Genomic DNA, 17,953 nt, shown 5'->3' with positions numbered 1-17,953 from the left:
TGCCTCATTCGCCAACATAAAACCGCGTGACCGGCCTCTCCCTGACCTCCAGCGTCGGACCGTAGCCCCTACCGCGCGAGCGGTTTAGTCCGTCGTGCACGACGGGACGGCCTTGGTCGCACACTCGTGGCAACGGTGGAGCGGGATGCAACTGACAGCGGCGTGCGTCGCCTGTTCTTGCTGACGACAACGGCAGTCGAATTTTTTGCAGCCATGGGATATCAGAATTTCGAGAGGACGGTGGCGCCGAGCCGAATCCAGTCCACTTCGCAATTTGCATCTCTCTGTCCCGCATCGGCCACGTGCATGGCAAAGACGCTATAACAGCGCAACAGTACCTGGAGCGTCTTGAGCGGCCGCTTTTATGCTGAACCAAGTGTCGCCTTCGGGTCGGGTTATGCCTTTTGCATGAGAGCCGTGCCCAAGACGATCGCCGCGCCCTGTCATGGGGCGCTGGTCGGCCAGCTACAGCCACTCGATTGCGGTTCAACTCGGACATTCAAAGGCCCCCTTTGCCTCTGAAAGCAGACGTCGTCTTATCGAGACACGTGGCCACGAGTTCTGCGACGGCGGATCATCCGGAAGTCTGATGGGCGAGCCGTCGCCCGTTGCCCTTTGAATTGTCGAGGAATAAAAGCTCAGAACCTGACCCGCAATCCTGCGTGAAGCGCGACCTGGGTATTTGTACTTGATTGAGCGCCGACTACCGCGCTGTCGATATCGGCATACGCTCCGCCTGCCGCTCGTTGATAGGTTGCCTGAAAGGCGATATCTGTTCGTTTTGACAACGCATAGCTTGCGACCACGTCGACTTGATGATATTTCGGCCGCTGACCGCTGTAATTGACTTTGCCGTCAACAAAATTGTAGCCGCCGCCGACCAGAAGCGCCGGCGTCAGGTTGTATTGCATCCATGCCTCATAGCTGTCGAACGACACTGAACTTGTTGTGCCGTTAGCATCGTCGAAATGCGTGTTCGTGTAGTTCAGCCCGAACGTAGCAGCGTTCAGCTTGTATGTCCCGCCCACACCAATAATCTGTTGATTGGCTGGTTGCCCCACATAACCAAATACACCGGCGTTTGTCGAATGATTGGCGACGAAGTTGCCGTCGGGGAACTGCGTACCCGGATCTTTGGCAAAGAAATAGGCCGCGGCCACATACAGGTTGCCGTTCACGTAGCTCGCACCAGCGGCAGTCGTGCTGTTGCGTCCGAACGAGCCAGCAATCCCACCAAACGCATACATTGCGCTGAACGTAAGCCCTGCATAGGTCGGGCTTTTATATTTAACCGAATTGTTGACGCGAAAGGCGTCGTTCGTGTTGTCGATATCATTGGCGTGGGACGAGTACGCCCCCCAGTTCTGGAGATTCAACGTCGAAGGTCCAATATAGTCAACAATCAGATCGTACTGGCGGCCCATTGTCACCGTTCCCCATCCATCTGACGAGGAAAGCCCAACGTAGGCCTGCCGCCCAAACAGCAGCCCTCCCTGTCCCAACGATCCATTGAACGAATTGAAGCCGTTTTCCAGGCGGAATATCGTCTTGAGTCCGCCGCCAAGATCTTCCGTGCCGAGCAGGCCCCACCGACTTCCAATGTCAGCGCCGCTAGCAGCTTTAATCAACGTCTTGCCACCGGCATTGTTCACATAGGTGAGGCCATTATCAATCGCGCCATACAGGGTCACGCTGTTTTGTGCGAAGCTGATTCCAGGAACGCCGATTCCGGCGGCAAGTATAAAAATAGCTCGTTTCATGGTCTTATCCCTTAAGTTGAGGACGTGCGATGACGCGTTGCCATTTCCCTAGTGACAGACATGGCAACTCTTTCCTGAAGATTTTGATAGTTCAAAAACCCGATTGTTGATTTGTAGTTCTAATCAATAATCGTCTGATAGCGTTGATGAAAAACCAGGCTCCCGCAGGTTCACGGGACTCATCGACCGCTGATATAGTCCTTACTGATTCTGCTCTTGAATCAGGCGTAGTAACTGCCGCATCGCAGCCGGCACGGGGGCAATAATCGGAACGCTGAAGCGCCCCGCCAGTGCCAGTGCTGCCTGCCCAAGTGGCCCACCTCCGATAATGACCGCCTCCGCTCCATCCAGCGTGATCGACTGTTCTACCGCTGTGGCCAGAGACTCGATAAGTTCTTCCGGTCGACTGGCCAACTGGACAGGATCGCCGTGCGTGAGTCGGATACCTGCATACAGTTCATTGATGTTCAGGGCGACTGCACGCTGGTTGATCGAAACAACAAGGTCGTGCGTGACCGTCGCGATGCCAAAACGACGGCCTCCCGTCGAGGCTTCGAGCATGGATGCCTCGCAGAGGCCGACGCAGGGTATCGCGGCCATCGCCCGCAGTTGTTCGAGACCAGGGTCTCCAAACGCGCCTACGATAACGCCAGACGGCTTCGCGGATTGACGGCGCCAGTACGCTATTACCTCGTGTGCCGCGGCGCTCAGTTCCGCTGCCGTCGTGATCATCGAAACGCCGGATTCAATGGTGGCCCCCATAACGACAACTCCCGGCGGAGCGCACATCTGGGCTATCTCGACCATCATTGTGGTGGTGGTGACGGAGACATTCGGGTTCAGCAGAAGGACGTGGGACATGTTAGCGCTTCGATATGTATGCGATCACGAAAGGCCAGTGGCCGCGTTGCGTGGCTGCACGTTTTCTTCAACGCTTGTGGCTACGTTTTCCAGCGACTTGCCGAACGTTTCAGGCCCCAGCAGTGCACATGCAGCGAAGACCGAATACATAACCGCGATCAGACCAAACACACCGACAATGCCGTATCCGTCGAATAGTCGGCCTGAAACGAGTGGCATGATGGCGCCTGCCAATGTCCCGATCGCGAGGATGAAAGATGTGCCGAACGCTCTCACACGCGTTGGATAGAGTTCCGGCGCGTAGATCCAGATGGTGGTGTTCAGAAGCAGGACAAAGAACTGGAATACAGCGCCGCACAGCATGATCAGTGCAACCGTATGAGCTAGAAAGCCGAATGAGAGCGCGGCCAGGCAGGCGAGAATCGCGCCGCTGAACAGCACGGTTCTGCGTGGCAACCGGGAGCCAAAGATTGATGCTGCGAGCGCACCGAGCAGGCTGCCACCTTGCATCACCATGGTGAACGCCAGGCTCTTCGTGATCGTATAACCCTGAGCTACCAGGATAGTCGGCATCAAGGTCAGTACCGAGATCTGCGCACCATAGGTCATCCATACCGCCAGAGCCGCCACGACAGTGCGCCTGAGAAGCGCACCGCTGAATATTTCAGCGAACTGAAGCGGGTTCTGAAGTGGCGCCGCGGAATCGGAGGGAGTCACGTACTCGTGGATCGATCGGGGCGTGCCACTCAGCTTCCCGGAAGCGAGTTTCGACAGCACGAGATTGGTCTGCGCGACGTCTCCACGCGACAGAAGGAAGCGCGGGGTTTCGGGCACGATGCGACGATAGAACACGCCGAGCAGCGCGGGTAAAACCAGACATGCAAACAGCCAGCGCCATCTGTCCGGCCCTGAAAAAACGGAGAAAACCAGCAGACCAAACGCGGGAGCAAGGAAATTTCCAAGCCCCCCCGCGCCAACATTCAGCAAACCGACCACGGCGCCGCGACTCCGCGTGGAGCAGAATTCCGCCAGCATGGTCACGGCAATCGACATCTCTCCGCCGAGTCCAAAGCCAACGATTGCTCTGCCGATCAGAAGAATCGCGAAGTTCGGCGCCAGCGCGCAAATGATAGCGCCCAGCGTGAATAGCAGGAGGTCCGTCACCAGCATCACGCGTCGCCCATACCGGTCTCCGATCAATCCGGAGAGCAACCGACCAAGTGCCGCGAACGCAAAGGTGGCGGTATTGAGCAGACCAATCTGGGTGGCGGTGAGCCCCCAGCTTTGGCGCAAGACCGGCCCAACGATACCGATGGAGTTTTGCTCAAACGCGTCAAACAGCCCGCCCAGAATGATCAGCAGGAGGATCGTGCGATGGGCCGAAGTGAACCCGATCCGGTTCAGCGCCTGGTCCAGCGCAGCGGTTTGCGATGTGCTTTCTGATGAAGGGACAAAATGCGCGCCGGCCATTGCATTGCTCCTGAGAGACTGGGCGAACCACCTCGGCGCGCCGTCAGCAGAAGCGACTGTAACTTTTCATTTTTCAAATTAAAAGAAAAATCTTTTTCACATTGAAAATACTTTTTTCTGGTGCGACAGCAGAGTTTTCTGGTGCAGAAATTCCCAATGAACGCGCGTAAATCATGGAATTTTGCACTCCTTCGAGCGTTTTTGTGCATCCGATTTTTGATGTCGGTTGCGCAAAGGGATCTCCGAATATGAAAAATATTTTTCTTACTGGGTGGCGTGATTACCGCGGACGGCTCGCCATTTCATCGACAGCCTCGTGTGCGACCTCAATCGCGGCAAGCCGCTTTCTGCCGGTTGCGCCTTTCAGATCCATGACTCGGGTGGCCAGCACATCACACAGGGCCATTACCGCAACGTGATTGTCCAGCGGTCCGGGACCCGTGGTTACACAATGAATCGTCCACGTCGCCTTGGGGTGCGGCGGAGACTGGGAGTCGGTGATGTAAAGAATCTTCGCGCCGGCTTTGGCGGCAAAGGCGATAACGGCGGCGAGCTGCTGGACCCGCCGGCGCATGCCGAACACGACGAGGAAATCGCCGGGATTAAGCCCCGCGAGATATTCGCCGATGGTCTCGCCGGCGCCTGGAATCGCCAGGGTATTTTCTGCGACCTGGATGATCTGCCAGCGAAAGTAGACAGCGAAAGCATGGCTACTGCGGTAGCCCACGACGAGCACGCGATTGGCACCTGCGATGCCCTGAGCAACTTCGGCAATCCGGGCACCCGATGTGGCTGCAAATGTCGCGGTCAGGTTGCGCTGACTTTGCTGAAGATGACCGTCAAGGGACGCGGATTCGCTTGTGGCGTGGGCTTCGGATAGGAAGAGCGGCGAGCCCGTTTCTTTCTCGGCGCGGACCTGTCGGCGTGCTTCGTCAAAGCTTTCATAACCCAAGCGGCGGATGAACCGGCTGACGGTTGAATTTGACACGTCCGCCAGCACAGCCAGTTCGCTCGCTGTATAACTGGCAAGATCGCCGGGGAAATCCAGAACGAAATCCGCGAGACGGCGCTCTTTACTGGGAAGGTCTTCCAGGCTATCCCGGATGCGGCCAACGAAAGAGTGAGACGTCTCTTGCATGCCGTGCTGGTCCTTTCGTTCGTGGAAGTGAGAATACGCCCGCTTCGAAGGTTGCTTCAGGCGAGCGCATCAGTATAGCTTGCGGTTTTGGCGACCCCGACGAAACGTTGCGGTCTATGGTCCGAATGTTCTTGCTGCAAGTCTGGCGCTCAGATGCAACCGTGGATACGATAGAAGCTGCCGGTTGCCTCTCGGGAATATCTTCATGTCCGTTGAACCGGCCGTACGCATCCACCAGAGTCGATCACCTCTGCGTGCCGTTTCGCTTCCCACGGAAGGTCCGAAAAGATGGGTGCGGATGGAAGCATAACGCGCCAGTCGCAGTCGACGATGTAGCGATAGCTTCCGTGACCCACTGGCCGGTTAGCCCTGTCCTTTAGACGAATGACGGGGATGGGTCGTGGTCGTGTACTGAAGTTCGAGGCCGACGTGCGTCAGGGTGTCCTCCAACCACCTTCGATTTCAACGGCCATAAGCGGACGGTGGCCTGCGACTTCGCGTGGACATTCGAACGTCGCATCCACCTGGACATCGGACTTTCGCGTGCCGGCATGCAGCGGGTCTGCCGAACGTCCACGCGGTTCGCGTCAGCCGACCCTCAGAACCGGTATCCGACCTGCAAGCTGCCCTGTTGCGCCGACACGTGCGTCGTGTTGATCACCGCGTCGTAGCCAAGCGATACGTCGAGGTGCTTCGCCGGATGCAGCGTCACGCTCGCGCCGGCGCTCAGGTACCCGCGCGGCAGGCTCGTGCCCGGCGCCGCGAACACCGTGCCATCGAGCGACGTCACGCTCAGCGTGCGGTTCGCATCGAGCAGTTCGTGCGCATAGCCGATGCGCAGCTCGGCGTTCACGGGCCGCAACGCGTCGCCGAACGCCTTGTCGACCGTCACGGCCACGTAGGGCTGGAGGCTGCGCACATTGTCCGTGCCGACAACTAAATCCTGTCCGCCCGCGCCGCTCTCGTCAAAGCCGTTCGCATGGAAATAGGCGTAGCGCAGGCCGACGCGCGGTGTGATCCGCACGTCGCCGAACGTCATCGGCAGGCTCGCCTGACCGCCCACGTTGAACTCCTGGCCCATATGGTCGCCCTCGGCGGTGCCCAGCGGCCCGAACGGGCGCTTCTGCGAGAGGAAGTCCAGCCCCGCGCCCAGCGTCGCGCCGAGATCGACCGGCCCCACGCGGCGGCGGCCGTAAAGCGCGGCACGCAGCGTATCGGTGGTGCCCAAGTCAGTCGTCACCGCTTCGTCGATGTCCGCGTGGTCGTAGCCCACGGCCACGCCCGCGTCGTATTCGCCGTACTTCCGCTCGAGCCCCGCGAGGAAGCCGTAGCGGTTGCTCTGAAAGCCGGGCTCGCCGTTCGTGCCGCCGACATTCGTGTGGCTGCCCGTCGCCGTGATCCAGCCACGGGGCGTCGCTGACGCAGCCGCCCAACCGCTGCCCAGCCGCTCGAGCAGCGCCGCGCCTTGCGCCTGTGCGCCGAGTATCGTCGATGTGCCGACTGCGGCGTAGATGCTCGTGTCGACGGGCGCCACGACGACAGGCGCGGACGGCGTGACGGGGTCCGACGGCGGCGGCGCTGCGGCCGCGAGCGTGAGTTCGACCTCGTTCGCACCATAGGCGACCGAAGGCGTCAGCGTGCCGAGGTAAGACACCTTGGCGCTCGTCACGCTGCCGAACGTGCCGCTGATGCCCTTCGCCGCCGACACTAGCGTGTACGACTTCGCCGCATACGTGCCCGGACCGTAGGTGATGGCGAGCACGCCGTTCAGCGTAGCGCTGCCGCCGACATTCAGCGCCGACGCGCCGCTCGGGCTGACCTCGATCGCGAGTGTCGCGTTGCTCGCCTGCGCGTAGTTGCCGCCGACGCTCAGCGTGCCGATTGAGCCGCCCGGCGCGACCGTGCCGCCGTTGACCACGTCGCCGAGCACGGTGCCGTGGCCGCGCAGTGTGCCGGCGGCGGCGACGTTGACGTTGCCGCCGAGCGCGGCCGTCGGTGAATCGGCGTCGCCCACTTCGAGCGCGCCGCCCGAGACGGTCGTGTTGCCCGCGAACGCCGCGCTATTGCCGTCGAGGGTCAGCAGGCCGCTGCCTTGCTTCACGAGTGTGCCCGTGCCCGCGATCGTGCCGCTGAAAGTGCCGTTCGCAGCAGTCAGCGTCAGCGTCTTTGCGCCGAGCGCCGCGATGCCCGTGCCGCTCAGGTTCGCGATGGCGGCGCCGTTCGCTGTGCCCGAAATATCGAACGTGCCGTTGTCGATCACGCCACTCGAGGACGCAATGCTGCCCGCGCCGCCCAGCGCCAGCGTGCCGCCACTGATCGTCGTGGCGCCGCTGTAGCTGTTGGCGCCCGTGAGCGTCCACGTGCCCGAGCCCTGCCTGACGAGCGCGCCCGTTCCGCCGATCGTGCCGTCGAAGGTGCCGCTCGCGGCAGTCAGCGTCAGCGTCTTTGCGCCGAGCGTCGCGATGCCGGTGCCACTCAGGTTCGCGATGGCGGCGCCGTTCGTTGTGCCCGAAATATCGAACGTGCCGTTGTCGATCACGCCACTCGAGGACGCGATGCTGCCCGCGCCGCCCAGCGCCAGCGTGCCGCCACTGATCGTCGTGGCGCCGCTGTAGCTGTTGGCGCCCGTGAGCGTCCACGTGCCCGAGCCCTGCCTGACGAGCGTGCCCGTTCCGCCGATCGTGCCGTCGAAGGTGCCGCTCGCGGCAGTCAGCGTCAGCGTCTTTGCGCCGAGCGTCGCGACGCCGGTGCCACTCAGGTTCGCAATGGCGGCGCCGTTCGTTGTGCCCGAAATATCGAACGTGCCGTTGTCGATCACGCCACTCGAGGACGCGATGCTGCCCGTGCCGCCCAGTGCCAGCGTGCCGCCACTGATCGTCGTGGCGCCGCTGTAGCTGTTGGCGCCCGTGAGCGTCCACGTGCCCGAGCCCTGCCTGACGAGCGCGCCCGTTCCGCCGATCGTGCCGTCGAAGGTGCCGCTCGCGGCAGTCAGCGTCAGCGTCTTTGCGCCGAGTGTCGCGATGCCCGTGCCACTCAGGTTCGCGATGGCGGCGCCGTTCGTTGTGCCCGAAATATCGAACGTGCCGTTGTCGATCACGCCACTCGAGGACGCAATGCTGCCCGCGCCGCCCAGCGCCAGCGTGCCGCCACTGATCGTCGTGGCGCCGCTGTAGCTGTTGGCGGCGGTGAGCGTCAGCGTGCCTGCGCCCGCTTTCGTCACGCCGCCCACCCCGCCGATGCCGCTCGCCATCGTCACGTCGTTGCCGTTAGTGTCGAACGTGCCGCCGTACGCGCCCAGCGCATTGAGGCGGCTGGAAATGTCGGTCGTGTTTCCGGCGGCCCACTGCAGGCCGCCGCCGTTCAACGTGACATTGCCCGTTCCGAGATTGCCGCCGTTGCTGAAATGGATGAGCCCGGCGTTGACGGTCGTGCCACCCGAGTAGGTGTTGGCCGCGGTCAGGATGGTCGTGCCGCTGCCGCTCTGCGTGACCGTGCCGGCGCCGGCGATCACGTTCGAGAACGTATAGGACGCATCGGACTGGTTGAAGTTGATCGAGCCATTGTTGGTGACGCTGCCGGCAAGGCCGACGATGGCGCCGGCCGTCGCGCCGTCGGCGGTGGCGTTGCCGATATTGAGCGCGCTGCCACCGCCGATGATGAACGTGCCGCTGGTCAGGTTCAGCGTGCCGCCGTCGCCGAGGTTCAGCACGCCGGCACCGCCCGCGCCGCCATTTCCCGAACAGCCGCAGGCGCCACCCGCGCCTCCGACGCCGCCGATCTCGAGCTGCCCGCCGACCGCGACGGTCGCCCCGCCGGTCAGCGTGAGCGTCCCGTTTCCGCCGTTTCCGCCATTGCCGCCGCGATCGCCGAAGCTGTTTCCGGCACCACCGCCGCCACCGGCTCCGCCGACGTAGAGGTTGTTGCCGACGTTGAGCGTCGTGCCGGTGAGATCGAGTTCCCCCGTGCCGCCCATCGCGCCGTTGACGCCGCCCGATCCGCCGCCGCCGCCACCGCCGCCACCGATCACGACGTAATCGTAGGACGGCCCGATGCTGCCGCCGCTGACCGGACTGACGACCGTCTGCGTGACTCCCGGGAGACCGCCGAGGCCGCCGCCGCCCGCGAGAAAAAAGGCCGGCCCACCACCTCCTCCTCCGATGCTGCCCGTTCCGCCGTTACCGCCGCCGGCGCCGCCTGTGCCGACGAGCAGATTGTCGGCGTGCGCCCCCGTCGCGGCGAGCGTGAGTGACAACGCTGTCAATGCCGCCCCGGTCCCGACGACGCGCTTTCGGGCGCCACCCCGTTTTGCCGAAATCCCCTTCGCGGCCGAACGTGCCAACTCCGACACGGCCTGCCATCCACCCAGGCTCGCGTTCCAGACAACGCGATATGCGTGATTCATTATTTTGATTCCCCGGTTGATTATTCTTCGAACCCTTGTACGACGCGGTCCTTGCGGGCGTGCGGCGCCACGCAGATCAGAGGCTCAATGTAAGATTTATCCTCAGAAGATTCCATTACTCGAACGAGTGATATGCACACCGACGACCCCGCTCTCCTGCATGAAATCGTGCGGCTCTACGAAGCCGAACCGGACCTGATTACGCTGCCGGGCATCTTGTTCGAGAGTGTGGCCCGGCTGACCGATTCCGACGTGGTCGGCTGGACGGAGGTGCACTACCGCAGCGGGGAGTTGAGAGCGTTGCTGTCGGTCGAGGACGATCCCGCCCGGCGCAAGGAGGCCTTCGAGCTGTATGCGCGCCACGCGGGCAGTCATCCTTTCTGGCAGAAAGATCCGGCCTTCTTTGGCGAGCGCGCCGTGCGCGAGTCCGATATCTTCACCGACGAAGAATTCATGGCGCTGCCGATGGCGCGTGAAGTGTTCCTGCCGTCGCGTGCGCGCCGCATCATGGACGTCGTGATCCAGCACGGCGAATACGCACTGAACCTCAGTGCCCACCGGGTCGTGGGCCGCGCGCCCTATAACGACGCCGAACGCGACCGGCTGCAAGCCTATCGTGCGCACGTGCTGCGCGCGTATCGCCAGGCGCAGCGGTGCACGGTGGACAAGCTCTCCGCGGCGGACCGTCTGCACTATGCGTTTCCCGAGCTAACGCAGCGTCAGGTGGAGGTGGCCGTATGGATCGCCCAAGGCAAATCCAACGAGGCCATCGCAGTTGCGATGGGCGTCAGTCTGGATACGGTCAAGGCGCACTTGAAGGCCATTTTCAGCAAGATCGGCACGGACAGCCGCCTCGCGCTGGCGCGGCTCGTCCATACCGTGCCGCCGTTTTCGCAGATGCCGCCGCTCTGGAAACTGCCGGTCGAGACGTGGAAGACGCAGACGGCGGCGGGGTCGTGAGGGTGGCAAAGCCTCAGCCGCCCGACACTCAAAGCGGCGCAGCCATCTGATACCCCGAGCGGATCACGCGCCGACCCCGCTCGACGAGCCACGCAGCCGCGAGCGTCCCTTTGCCGTGCATGGAGGACTGTCGACGCGAGGGGCACCTTCACAGCGCAATTTCCGCAGTGTGCAGCCGTATCAGCCTTCTCCGACATGGCCTCGGGTCGGCCTGCCTGCGCATCGACGTTTTCGAGGCTTGCCCGGCGCTCACCCGCGTTACGGCCTGCACACTCACGCTGTCACCGTATTTCGTGACACGCTTCACCGAAGGCTTCACCCGCTTCGTTACCTCCACGATTGCCCCGGTTGCGTCCGGGTGGAGCGGTTGCCGGGTGGGGCTTTCACCCACTGGAAAAGCGCCGCCTTTTCACGTCGCACGCCAGGAGCCGTCATTAGCCAGCCTCGTGAGTAGGTCGCTCAGACGTTGGTTCCACATCAGATGCGGTCGTTCGCTTACGGCGCGGCATTGCACATCTCCCACGCGCCAACTTTGCATGGGCCGCTGCCCAGGAAATCGGGACTTACTGCAAGCAGCTCGTTAGCTGGGCGAGAAAGTTGTCGCATGCATCCAACTGCGCCAATGCGACGTATTCGTCGGGCTTGTGCGCGACGCCTATGTCACCCGGGCCGCAGACGACTGTCGGCACCGACAGTCGCGTCGAAAATAGGCCCCCTTCGGTGCCGAACGCAACCTTGCGCTTCTGCGTGTCTGGTGGCAGCAGGGTTTCGAGAAACCTCACGGCATCGCTCGCGACATGCGTGTCCAGGCCGGGATAGGTATTGATTTCCTCGACGGCAGGCAGATGCACTTTCCCGTGAAAAGCCGAGGCGCTTGCGATCGAGGCCCGCGAGCGGATGTCTACGAGTATTGCGTCGGCGTTATCGCTCGCGAGCGTGCGGATTTCGAATTCGAGCGTGCATGCGTTCGGTACGATGTTGAGCGCCTTGCCGCCATGAATCGTCCCGACGTGAATCGTCGAATACGGCACGTCGTAACCGTCGTCGTGCGCGCCGCTTTCGGCGAGATGCTGCTGCGCCGCGCGAATGCCCGCGATCCAGTCAGCGGCGACATGGATTGCATTCAGATACTTCGGTGCAAGCGCCGAATGGCCTTCCTCTGCGCGGCAGACCGCGCGATACGCAGCCTTGCCTTTGTGGCCGGTTGCGATCTGCATCATCGTCGGTTCGCCTATGATGCACAGTTCCGGCCGCACCGGGGCCGTCTCCAGCACATCGATCAGCCGCCGCACGCCGACGCAGCCGATCTCCTCGTCATACGACAGCGCTAGCTGCAAGGGCTTCTTCAATGTCCGCGCCGCCGCATCGATCATTGCAATGACCGCGCAGGCGACGAAGCCCTTCATGTCGGCAGTGCCGCGGCCGTAAAGCCGCCCGTCACGGGGCGTGGCCTCGAAGGGAGGCATCGTCCACGGCTGTCCTTCGACAGGCACGACGTCCGTGTGTCCCGATAGCATCACACCAGGTACGTCCGCCGGTCCCGTGCTTGCGAACAGGTTCGCACAGGTGCCCGCGTCGTTCCTGACGATCGTGCTGCTGATGCCCGCCGCGCCCAGCAGTCCGGCGACGTGCTCGATCAGCGCGAGATTCGGCGTGCGCGAGATGGTCGGGAACGCAATCAGCGTTTTCAGCAGTTCGGCGCTTCGGCTGAGCGGCATGATTACGCGTCCGGTTTAACCGCGATCACGTCGATCTCGACGACCCACTCGGGACGTGCGAGCGCCTGCACGACGATGCCGGTTGACACCGGAAAAACGCCCTTGAGCCAGCGGCCCATCACGTTATAGACGGCTTCGCGGTAGCGTGGATCGATGATGTAGACCGTGACCTTGCAGATATCTTCGAGCTTGCTGCCGCATTCGTCGAGCAGCATCTTCACGTTCGACATCGCCTTCTCGGTTTGTGCGACGACATCGCCAATGCCAACCGATTCGCGCGTGTCGAGATCCTGGCCGATCTGGCCGCGCAGGTACACCGTGTTACCGGCAATCACCGCCTGGCACAGGTCGTTGTCCAGCTTCTGTTCCGGATACGTCTCGCGAGTGTTGAATTTGCGGATGCGGGTATGAGTCGTCATGTCGGGATGATTCGAAGGTTCAGTGATGAAGGATTCTGGAAAGAAAGCGTTTCGCGGCGGCGCTCGCGGCGTCCTGAAAGAACACGTCAGTCGGACTGTCTTCGATGATCGCGCCGTCTTCCATGAAGACCACGCGATGCGCGACGCGCTTCGCAAAGCCCATCTCATGCGTGACCACCATCATGGTCATGCCTTCGCGCGCGAGTTCGACCATCACGTCGAGCACTTCGTTGACCATCTCCGGGTCGAGCGCCGAGGTCGGTTCGTCGAACAGCATCGCCATCGGATCCATCGACAACGCGCGCGCAATCGCAACGCGCTGTTGCTGGCCGCCCGACAACTGCGCCGGGTACTTGTGCGCATGCGCCGACAGACCGACACGATCAAGCAGTTCACGCGCCTTCGTACGTGCGCAGCCTTCGTCGCGACCGAGCACGATGCGCTGCGCGAGCGTGAGATTGCGCGTCAGGTCCAGATGCGGAAACAGCTCGAAGTGCTGGAACACCATGCCGACGCGGCTGCGCAGTTTCGGCAGGTTGGTCGACTTCGCGCGGAGCGACGTGCCGTCGACGACGATGTCGCCGTTCTGGAACGGCTCCAGTGCATTGACGGTCTTGATCAGCGTAGATTTGCCCGAACCCGACGGCCCGCATACGACGACGATCTCGCCCTTGTTCACGTGTGTCGAGCACTGCTTGAGCACGTGATGGTTGCCGTACCACTTGTCGATGCCGCGGATATCGATGACAGCCCGATTCGCGTTCATTTGTCGAAATATCCCGCGCGAATCGACGCGCCGATCAGGTTGAGAATCAGGCGCCCCGCAGTCACGCACGAAATCAGATTCGCGTCGTCCTTTTCCGGCTGGATTTCGACGATGTCCATGCCGACCACGCGGCCCTTTTTCACCAGCCCGTGGATCAGCTTGCGCGCCTGCACGAAGGTCACGCCGCCCGGCGCCGGACCCGCGACGGCCGGCATCACTGAAGGATCGAGGCCGTCGGCGTCGATCGTCAGATAATAGTTGCCGCCGTCGGGTATGCGCGCGAGCACTGCATCCATGCCGATATCGTGCAGTTCGTACGCCGTGACGAGTTCCGAGCCATACGCGCGCGCGGCGACGAGTTCCTCGGGACGACCGCTGCCTTGCGCGCGCAAGCCGATCTGGATGATGCGGTCGACGTGCGCCATTTCCGACGCGCGGCGGATCGGGCTCGACAGGCCTTCGCGAACGCCGTTGACATCGTCGCGCCAGTCGAGATGGGCGTCGATGTGCACGAGTGTGATCGGACCTCTGGCATCGAGTCCGCGCAGGATCGGCGTCGTGATGCCGTGATCGCCGCCGAGCACGATCGGCATCGCGCCGCCGGCGACGATGCGGCGAACCGCAGCCTCGGCGCGCGCGTAGTGCTCACCCGGCCTCGTCAGATCGGGAATGATGTCACCGCAATCGACGAAACGCACGTCGTCGCGGCCTTGCAGCAGCGGACCGTCGATATCGAAGTCGTAATGCTCAGGCCTGCGCACGACGCGGTCGGTCGCCTGGCGGATCGCCGACGGCGCGTTGGTCTGGTCGTTGCTGAAATCGGACGGCGAATACGGTGCGCCGTACGGCATGCCGAGCACGGCGATGTCGGCCTTCAGGTTGTCGATGTCCAGATCGAGTTCCGAGTAGAGCAGCGTGGGATGGCCGGTGCGCGGCGCTACAGTGTATTGGGGCATGCGAATATCTCCAGGGAAATGGCGGGATCTGCGTCAGACGTGGGGCGTGCGCCGTCCGATCGCGATCTCCAGACGGCGGCCGATGCCGGCCAGCAGAACGCTGCAGATCCAGTAGATCAATGCCGTCGTGCCGAGCACTTCGACGTACGCGAAAGTGTTGGCGGTGAGCAGATTGCTCTGGTAGGTCATCTCCGGCAGGCTCATGACCGAGAAAATGGCCGAGTCCTTGAACATCATGATCACGAGGCTCGTGGTTGGCGGCGTGAGGTAACCAAACAGTTGCGGCGCAATCACGTGGCGCTGTGTCTGCCAGAACGTCATGCCAAGGGAGAACGACGCCTGGGTCTGCCCGCGCGGTACGCTGCGCAACGCCGCTCGCAGGATTTCGCAGAAGTAGCCGCCCGTATAGAACGCGGTGCAGCCGATCGCCACGGTCATCGCCGACGCGCCCATGCCGAGCTTCGGCAGGCCGAAGAACGACAGGTAGACGAGAATCAGGTAGGGAACGTTGCGCACCAGTTCGACGTAGGCGAGCGCCACCGACTTCAGGAGCGTGCGCGATTGTGCGGCGTACGCGGCGACGATTCCCGCGACAGCGCCGAGCGGGATGCCGATCGCGCTGACCAGCGCTGTGACACGAAGTCCGTCGAGCAGCACCGGCACCGCTTCGCGCACGATCGAAATATCAATGGCCATGAGGCAGCATCCTCGCGATGCGGCGCTCGCAGAGTCGCGAAACGGCCGAAATACAGAACAGGATCAGGAAGTAGACCGCCGCAGTGATCGTGAAGACCTGCAGCGGCAAGTCGGTTTGCAGCGTGGCATTGCGCGCGACCGTCGCGAGTTCCGGCACCGCGATGATCGACATCAGCGACGACGCTTTCAGCAGCAGCGTGAACTCGCTGGTGAGCGGCGGAATCGCGCGATAGATCATCTGCGGCAGCAGCACGTGGCGCCACACCTGGGCGGTGCGCATGCCCATCGCGTACCCGGCCGCGCGTTGTCCCCACGAGATCGTGCCGAGCGACCCGCGCAGGATTTCGACGATGTACGCGCTGGTATTGCACGCGAGCGCAGCGATACCCGCGGTGACCGGCGAGATCGAAATGTCGAGCAGTGCGGGCACCATGTAATAAGCGATCAGCATGTGAATCAACGCCGGCGTGCCACGAATCAGGCTCACCCATAGCACCACCAGCGCGCGCAGCGGGCCGAACTGCGAGACGCGCGCGAGCAGCAGGATGATGCCGAGCACGAGTCCGATGGCGAACGCACAGGCCGAAGCGGCTAGCGTAAGCGCCGTCCCCGACACGACGCCGTCAAGAAATGGCGCGATCACGCCGCCGCTGTCGATCCAGTCGAGCATGACGGTGCGCGTCAGATGGCGCCGGCCGGCAGATAGTTCGCGCGCGGCGTGTCCATCGGCGCGCCGAACCATTTCGTCTGCAAAGCGGCGAGCTTGCCGTTCGTGCGGAATTCATCGAGCGAATCGTTGATGAACTTGCGGATCTCGAGATCGTTCGGGTTGGCAACCCACGCGAGCAGCTTCGGCTGACCGATCGTGCCGACGATGCGGAACGCGTTCGGCTGCCGCTTCATCTGCACGGCCGCGATGTTCGACGGCATCAGCGCGACGTCGATGGTCCTGTTCGCGAGCGCGTTCGACACGTCCGGATACGCCTGGAACAGCTTGGTGCCCGCATAACCCTTGCCAGTCTTCGCCTTCAGCTCCTTCTCGAACTCGTCGGCGACGGGCTGCGACGACGAGCCCATCTGCGTGCCGATCGTCTTGCCGCCGATGTCGAGATCCTGCTTGATCGACGTATCGTCGGCGCGTACCATCAGCTCCGAGCGCACCACGCCGACTGGTTCGCTGAACGCAAAGCGTTTGGCGCGTTCCGGCGTGATGCCGACACTGGTCGCGACGAAATCGAACTTGTGCGACATCAGGCCCGGAAGCAGGCCCTGGAACGGCAGGTTCATCTGCTCGAGTTTCACGCCGAGTTTCGCCACCATCAACTCGAGCACATCGTGCCCGTATCCGACGATCTGCCCGTTTTCGACGAATTCGAACGGCTCGTACGCGGCCTCGGTGCCGACCACCAGGGTGCCGCGCTTCTTGATGTCCGCGAGCGTGCCGCCCTCGGCAAACGCAAGGCTCGGCAGCGCCAGTGCCGCGCCCGATGCGAGCGTGCTCTGGATAAAGGATCGTCGGGTCAGTTTTCTCATTGCTCTCTCCGCGTTCGGGTCGGGTTGCCGTGTGGGTGACGGACCGGCACGCCGTGAACGCCACGGCTTTGCGCGATTCGGCTAGCGACCGAATGTATGTCGCTATAAAAAGAGTGAAAAATGATTTTTTTATCGGTATGGTTCCAGAAAATGAAACCTTTTAGACGCACCCGCCCCGGCCGTTCGTCCCACTTCAGGAGCCGCCCAGGTGACCCGACCCGAATTCAGCGAGCGCGATCTGCGGTCGCTGCGCATCTTCTGCGCCGTCGCGCAGGCCAATGGCTTCGCGGCGGCGGAGAAACAGCTGAACATGTCGAAGGCGTCGATCAGCCGTCACATCCGCGAAGTCGAGGAGACGCTCGGCGCCCGACTGTGCGAGCGCGGCCCATCCGGATTCGTGCTGACGCACGCGGGAAAGGTCGCCCTCGATCTCGCGCGCGACGCGATCCGCTCGCTGGAACGGATTCAGCCCGAAATCGACGCGGTGCGCGGAGTATTGTCCGGCACGCTGTCGATCGGGATGGTCGAGCACATCGCCAGCGACAAAGGCTGTCATTTGCCGGAGGTGCTCGCCGCGCTGAAGGAGCAGGCGCCCGACGTGAGCGTCGAGTTGCGCGTGATGACCTTCAACGAACTCGACCTGGCATTGCGGGAGCGCCGCGTGCAGGTTGCAATTCGAGGCATGTACCGGCGCGAGGCGGCCTTCCACTACCTGCCGCTCTTCATCGAGCGGCAGGCACTCTACGTGGCACGTCGCAAGTTGCGCGATGCACCGAAGCTACCGCTCGTCTATCGCGAGCAGCCGTTCGTGCACGAGGCGCTCAACACTCTGCGGATGCGGCGCGGACCGTCGGCGTCCGGGCTCGAGGCGGTTGCGATGCTCGTGCTGTCCGGGCACTATGTTGGCCTGCTGCCGCAGTCTTACGCTGCGTCGTTCGCGAAACGGCACGCACTCGCGGAGGTGTCATCCGGTCCAGTCTATGAAAACACGATTAGCGCGATTATCGAAATTTCTCGACCAATAACGCGCGCGCTTGAGTTATTCCTGGATCTTGTCCGGCAACTTCATCGTGTTGAATGACGGTACGGTTGCGCGAATTCCAACGACGGATGCCGGAAATCCACTCTGGAGCTGGAACCGGTCATCCGTGGCGGATTGGTTGACTGTCTGTTGCGGGTCGACGGACTAAACCGCTCGCGCGGTAGGGGCTACGGTCCGACGCTGGAGGTCAGGGAGAGGCCGGTCACGCGGTTTTATGTTGGCGAATGAGGCA

14 protein-coding genes and 1 pseudogene are annotated in these 17,953 nt (G+C 62.5%); 3 read left to right on the top strand and 12 right to left on the bottom strand.

Going from position 1 to position 17,953, the window contains the following annotated elements; genetic code table 11:
- Positions 1 to 102: 102 nt before the first annotated feature.
- Positions 103 to 324 (top strand): annotated as a pseudogene (locus C7411_RS39105) (GNAT family N-acetyltransferase); the annotation flags it as partial.
- Positions 325 to 638: 314 nt separating this feature from the next.
- On the opposite strand, the gene C7411_RS36315 reads toward C7411_RS39105, so the two are convergent.
- From C7411_RS36315 to C7411_RS36295, 5 genes are all read right to left on the bottom strand, one after another.
- Complete coding sequence (locus C7411_RS36315; protein WP_110388964.1) at positions 639 to 1,760, bottom strand: porin; 1,122 nt, start codon at positions 1,758 to 1,760, stop codon at positions 639 to 641.
- 201 nt (positions 1,761 to 1,961) lie between these two features.
- On the bottom strand, positions 1,962 to 2,621 hold the full coding sequence (locus C7411_RS36310) for an aspartate/glutamate racemase family protein (protein WP_110388963.1): 660 nt from the start codon (positions 2,619 to 2,621) through the stop codon (positions 1,962 to 1,964).
- 24 nt (positions 2,622 to 2,645) lie between these two features.
- Entirely contained in the window at positions 2,646 to 4,091 is a 1,446-nt protein-coding gene (locus C7411_RS36305; RefSeq protein ID WP_110388962.1) for an MFS transporter, read from the bottom strand.
- A 280-nt stretch (positions 4,092 to 4,371) separates the two neighbouring features.
- Positions 4,372 to 5,229 carry a MurR/RpiR family transcriptional regulator gene (locus C7411_RS36300; RefSeq protein WP_110388961.1) on the bottom strand — a complete coding sequence of 286 codons (858 nt, stop codon included), beginning with the start codon at positions 5,227 to 5,229 and terminating at the stop codon, positions 4,372 to 4,374.
- Between the two features lie 598 nt (positions 5,230 to 5,827).
- Entirely contained in the window at positions 5,828 to 9,631 is a 3,804-nt protein-coding gene (locus C7411_RS36295) for an autotransporter-associated beta strand repeat-containing protein (protein ID WP_110388960.1), read from the bottom strand.
- A gap of 132 nt (positions 9,632 to 9,763) precedes the next feature.
- Between C7411_RS36295 and C7411_RS36290 the strand changes: the two genes are divergently transcribed.
- Positions 9,764 to 10,591, top strand: a complete 828-nt coding sequence (locus C7411_RS36290; protein WP_110388959.1) for a helix-turn-helix transcriptional regulator — start codon at positions 9,764 to 9,766, stop codon at positions 10,589 to 10,591.
- 563 nt (positions 10,592 to 11,154) lie between these two features.
- Here C7411_RS36290 and argE read toward each other — a convergent pair.
- From argE to C7411_RS36255, 7 genes are read right to left on the bottom strand one after another with little or no spacing between them, the layout of a single operon-like run.
- Complete coding sequence (gene argE / locus C7411_RS36285) at positions 11,155 to 12,309, bottom strand: acetylornithine deacetylase (RefSeq protein ID WP_110388958.1); 1,155 nt, start codon at positions 12,307 to 12,309, stop codon at positions 11,155 to 11,157.
- Between the two features lie 2 nt (positions 12,310 to 12,311).
- Complete coding sequence (locus C7411_RS36280; RefSeq protein ID WP_042272881.1) at positions 12,312 to 12,728, bottom strand: RidA family protein; 417 nt, start codon at positions 12,726 to 12,728, stop codon at positions 12,312 to 12,314.
- A 19-nt stretch (positions 12,729 to 12,747) separates the two neighbouring features.
- On the bottom strand, positions 12,748 to 13,494 hold the full coding sequence (locus tag C7411_RS36275; RefSeq protein ID WP_110388957.1) for an amino acid ABC transporter ATP-binding protein: 747 nt from the start codon (positions 13,492 to 13,494) through the stop codon (positions 12,748 to 12,750).
- The gene (locus C7411_RS36270) at positions 13,491 to 14,450 is read right to left on the bottom strand and encodes an agmatinase (RefSeq protein ID WP_110388956.1); all 960 of its coding nucleotides are present in this window, start codon (positions 14,448 to 14,450) and stop codon (positions 13,491 to 13,493) included. Before C7411_RS36270 ends, C7411_RS36275 begins: the two co-directional genes overlap by 4 nt.
- Positions 14,451 to 14,483: 33 nt before the next feature.
- A complete protein-coding gene (locus C7411_RS36265; RefSeq protein WP_110388955.1) occupies positions 14,484 to 15,146 on the bottom strand; it encodes an amino acid ABC transporter permease in 663 nt (220 codons plus the stop codon).
- Positions 15,136 to 15,816, bottom strand: a complete 681-nt coding sequence (locus C7411_RS36260; protein WP_110388965.1) for an amino acid ABC transporter permease — start codon at positions 15,814 to 15,816, stop codon at positions 15,136 to 15,138. Before C7411_RS36260 ends, C7411_RS36265 begins: the two co-directional genes overlap by 11 nt.
- 11 nt (positions 15,817 to 15,827) lie before the next feature.
- Entirely contained in the window at positions 15,828 to 16,679 is an 852-nt protein-coding gene (locus tag C7411_RS36255) for a transporter substrate-binding domain-containing protein (protein WP_110388954.1), read from the bottom strand.
- Positions 16,680 to 16,887: 208 nt separating this feature from the next.
- Here C7411_RS36255 and C7411_RS36250 point away from each other — a divergent pair, with 208 nt between their 5' ends.
- Entirely contained in the window at positions 16,888 to 17,760 is an 873-nt protein-coding gene (locus C7411_RS36250) for a LysR family transcriptional regulator (protein ID WP_110388953.1), read from the top strand.
- Positions 17,761 to 17,953 lie beyond the last annotated feature (193 nt).

This window comes from Paraburkholderia silvatlantica (genome assembly GCF_003096715.1).
In the GTDB taxonomy this organism is placed as follows: Bacteria; Pseudomonadota; Gammaproteobacteria; order Burkholderiales; family Burkholderiaceae; genus Paraburkholderia; species Paraburkholderia silvatlantica.
The sequence above is the reverse complement of the archived record's forward strand: the minus strand, read 5'-3'. Positions and strand labels throughout refer to the sequence as shown.

Bases quoted from the DNA above. Each gene is read 5' to 3' on its own strand.
- C7411_RS36315 (WP_110388964.1), bottom strand. From the start codon at position 1,760: ATGAAACGAGCTATTTTTATACTTGCCGCCGGAATCGGCGTTCCTGGA.
- C7411_RS36310 (WP_110388963.1), bottom strand. From the start codon at position 2,621: ATGTCCCACGTCCTTCTGCTGAACCCGAATGTCTCCGTCACCACCACC.
- C7411_RS36305 (WP_110388962.1), bottom strand. From the start codon at position 4,091: ATGGCCGGCGCGCATTTTGTCCCTTCATCAGAAAGCACATCGCAAACC.
- C7411_RS36300 (WP_110388961.1), bottom strand. From the start codon at position 5,229: ATGCAAGAGACGTCTCACTCTTTCGTTGGCCGCATCCGGGATAGCCTG.
- C7411_RS36295 (WP_110388960.1), bottom strand. From the start codon at position 9,631: ATGAATCACGCATATCGCGTTGTCTGGAACGCGAGCCTGGGTGGATGG.
- C7411_RS36290 (WP_110388959.1), top strand. From the start codon at position 9,764: ATGCACACCGACGACCCCGCTCTCCTGCATGAAATCGTGCGGCTCTAC.
- argE (WP_110388958.1), bottom strand. From the start codon at position 12,309: ATGCCGCTCAGCCGAAGCGCCGAACTGCTGAAAACGCTGATTGCGTTC.
- C7411_RS36280 (WP_042272881.1), bottom strand. From the start codon at position 12,728: ATGACGACTCATACCCGCATCCGCAAATTCAACACTCGCGAGACGTAT.
- C7411_RS36275 (WP_110388957.1), bottom strand. From the start codon at position 13,494: ATGAACGCGAATCGGGCTGTCATCGATATCCGCGGCATCGACAAGTGG.
- C7411_RS36270 (WP_110388956.1), bottom strand. From the start codon at position 14,450: ATGCCCCAATACACTGTAGCGCCGCGCACCGGCCATCCCACGCTGCTC.
- C7411_RS36265 (WP_110388955.1), bottom strand. From the start codon at position 15,146: ATGGCCATTGATATTTCGATCGTGCGCGAAGCGGTGCCGGTGCTGCTC.
- C7411_RS36260 (WP_110388965.1), bottom strand. From the start codon at position 15,816: ATGCTCGACTGGATCGACAGCGGCGGCGTGATCGCGCCATTTCTTGAC.
- C7411_RS36255 (WP_110388954.1), bottom strand. From the start codon at position 16,679: ATGAGAAAACTGACCCGACGATCCTTTATCCAGAGCACGCTCGCATCG.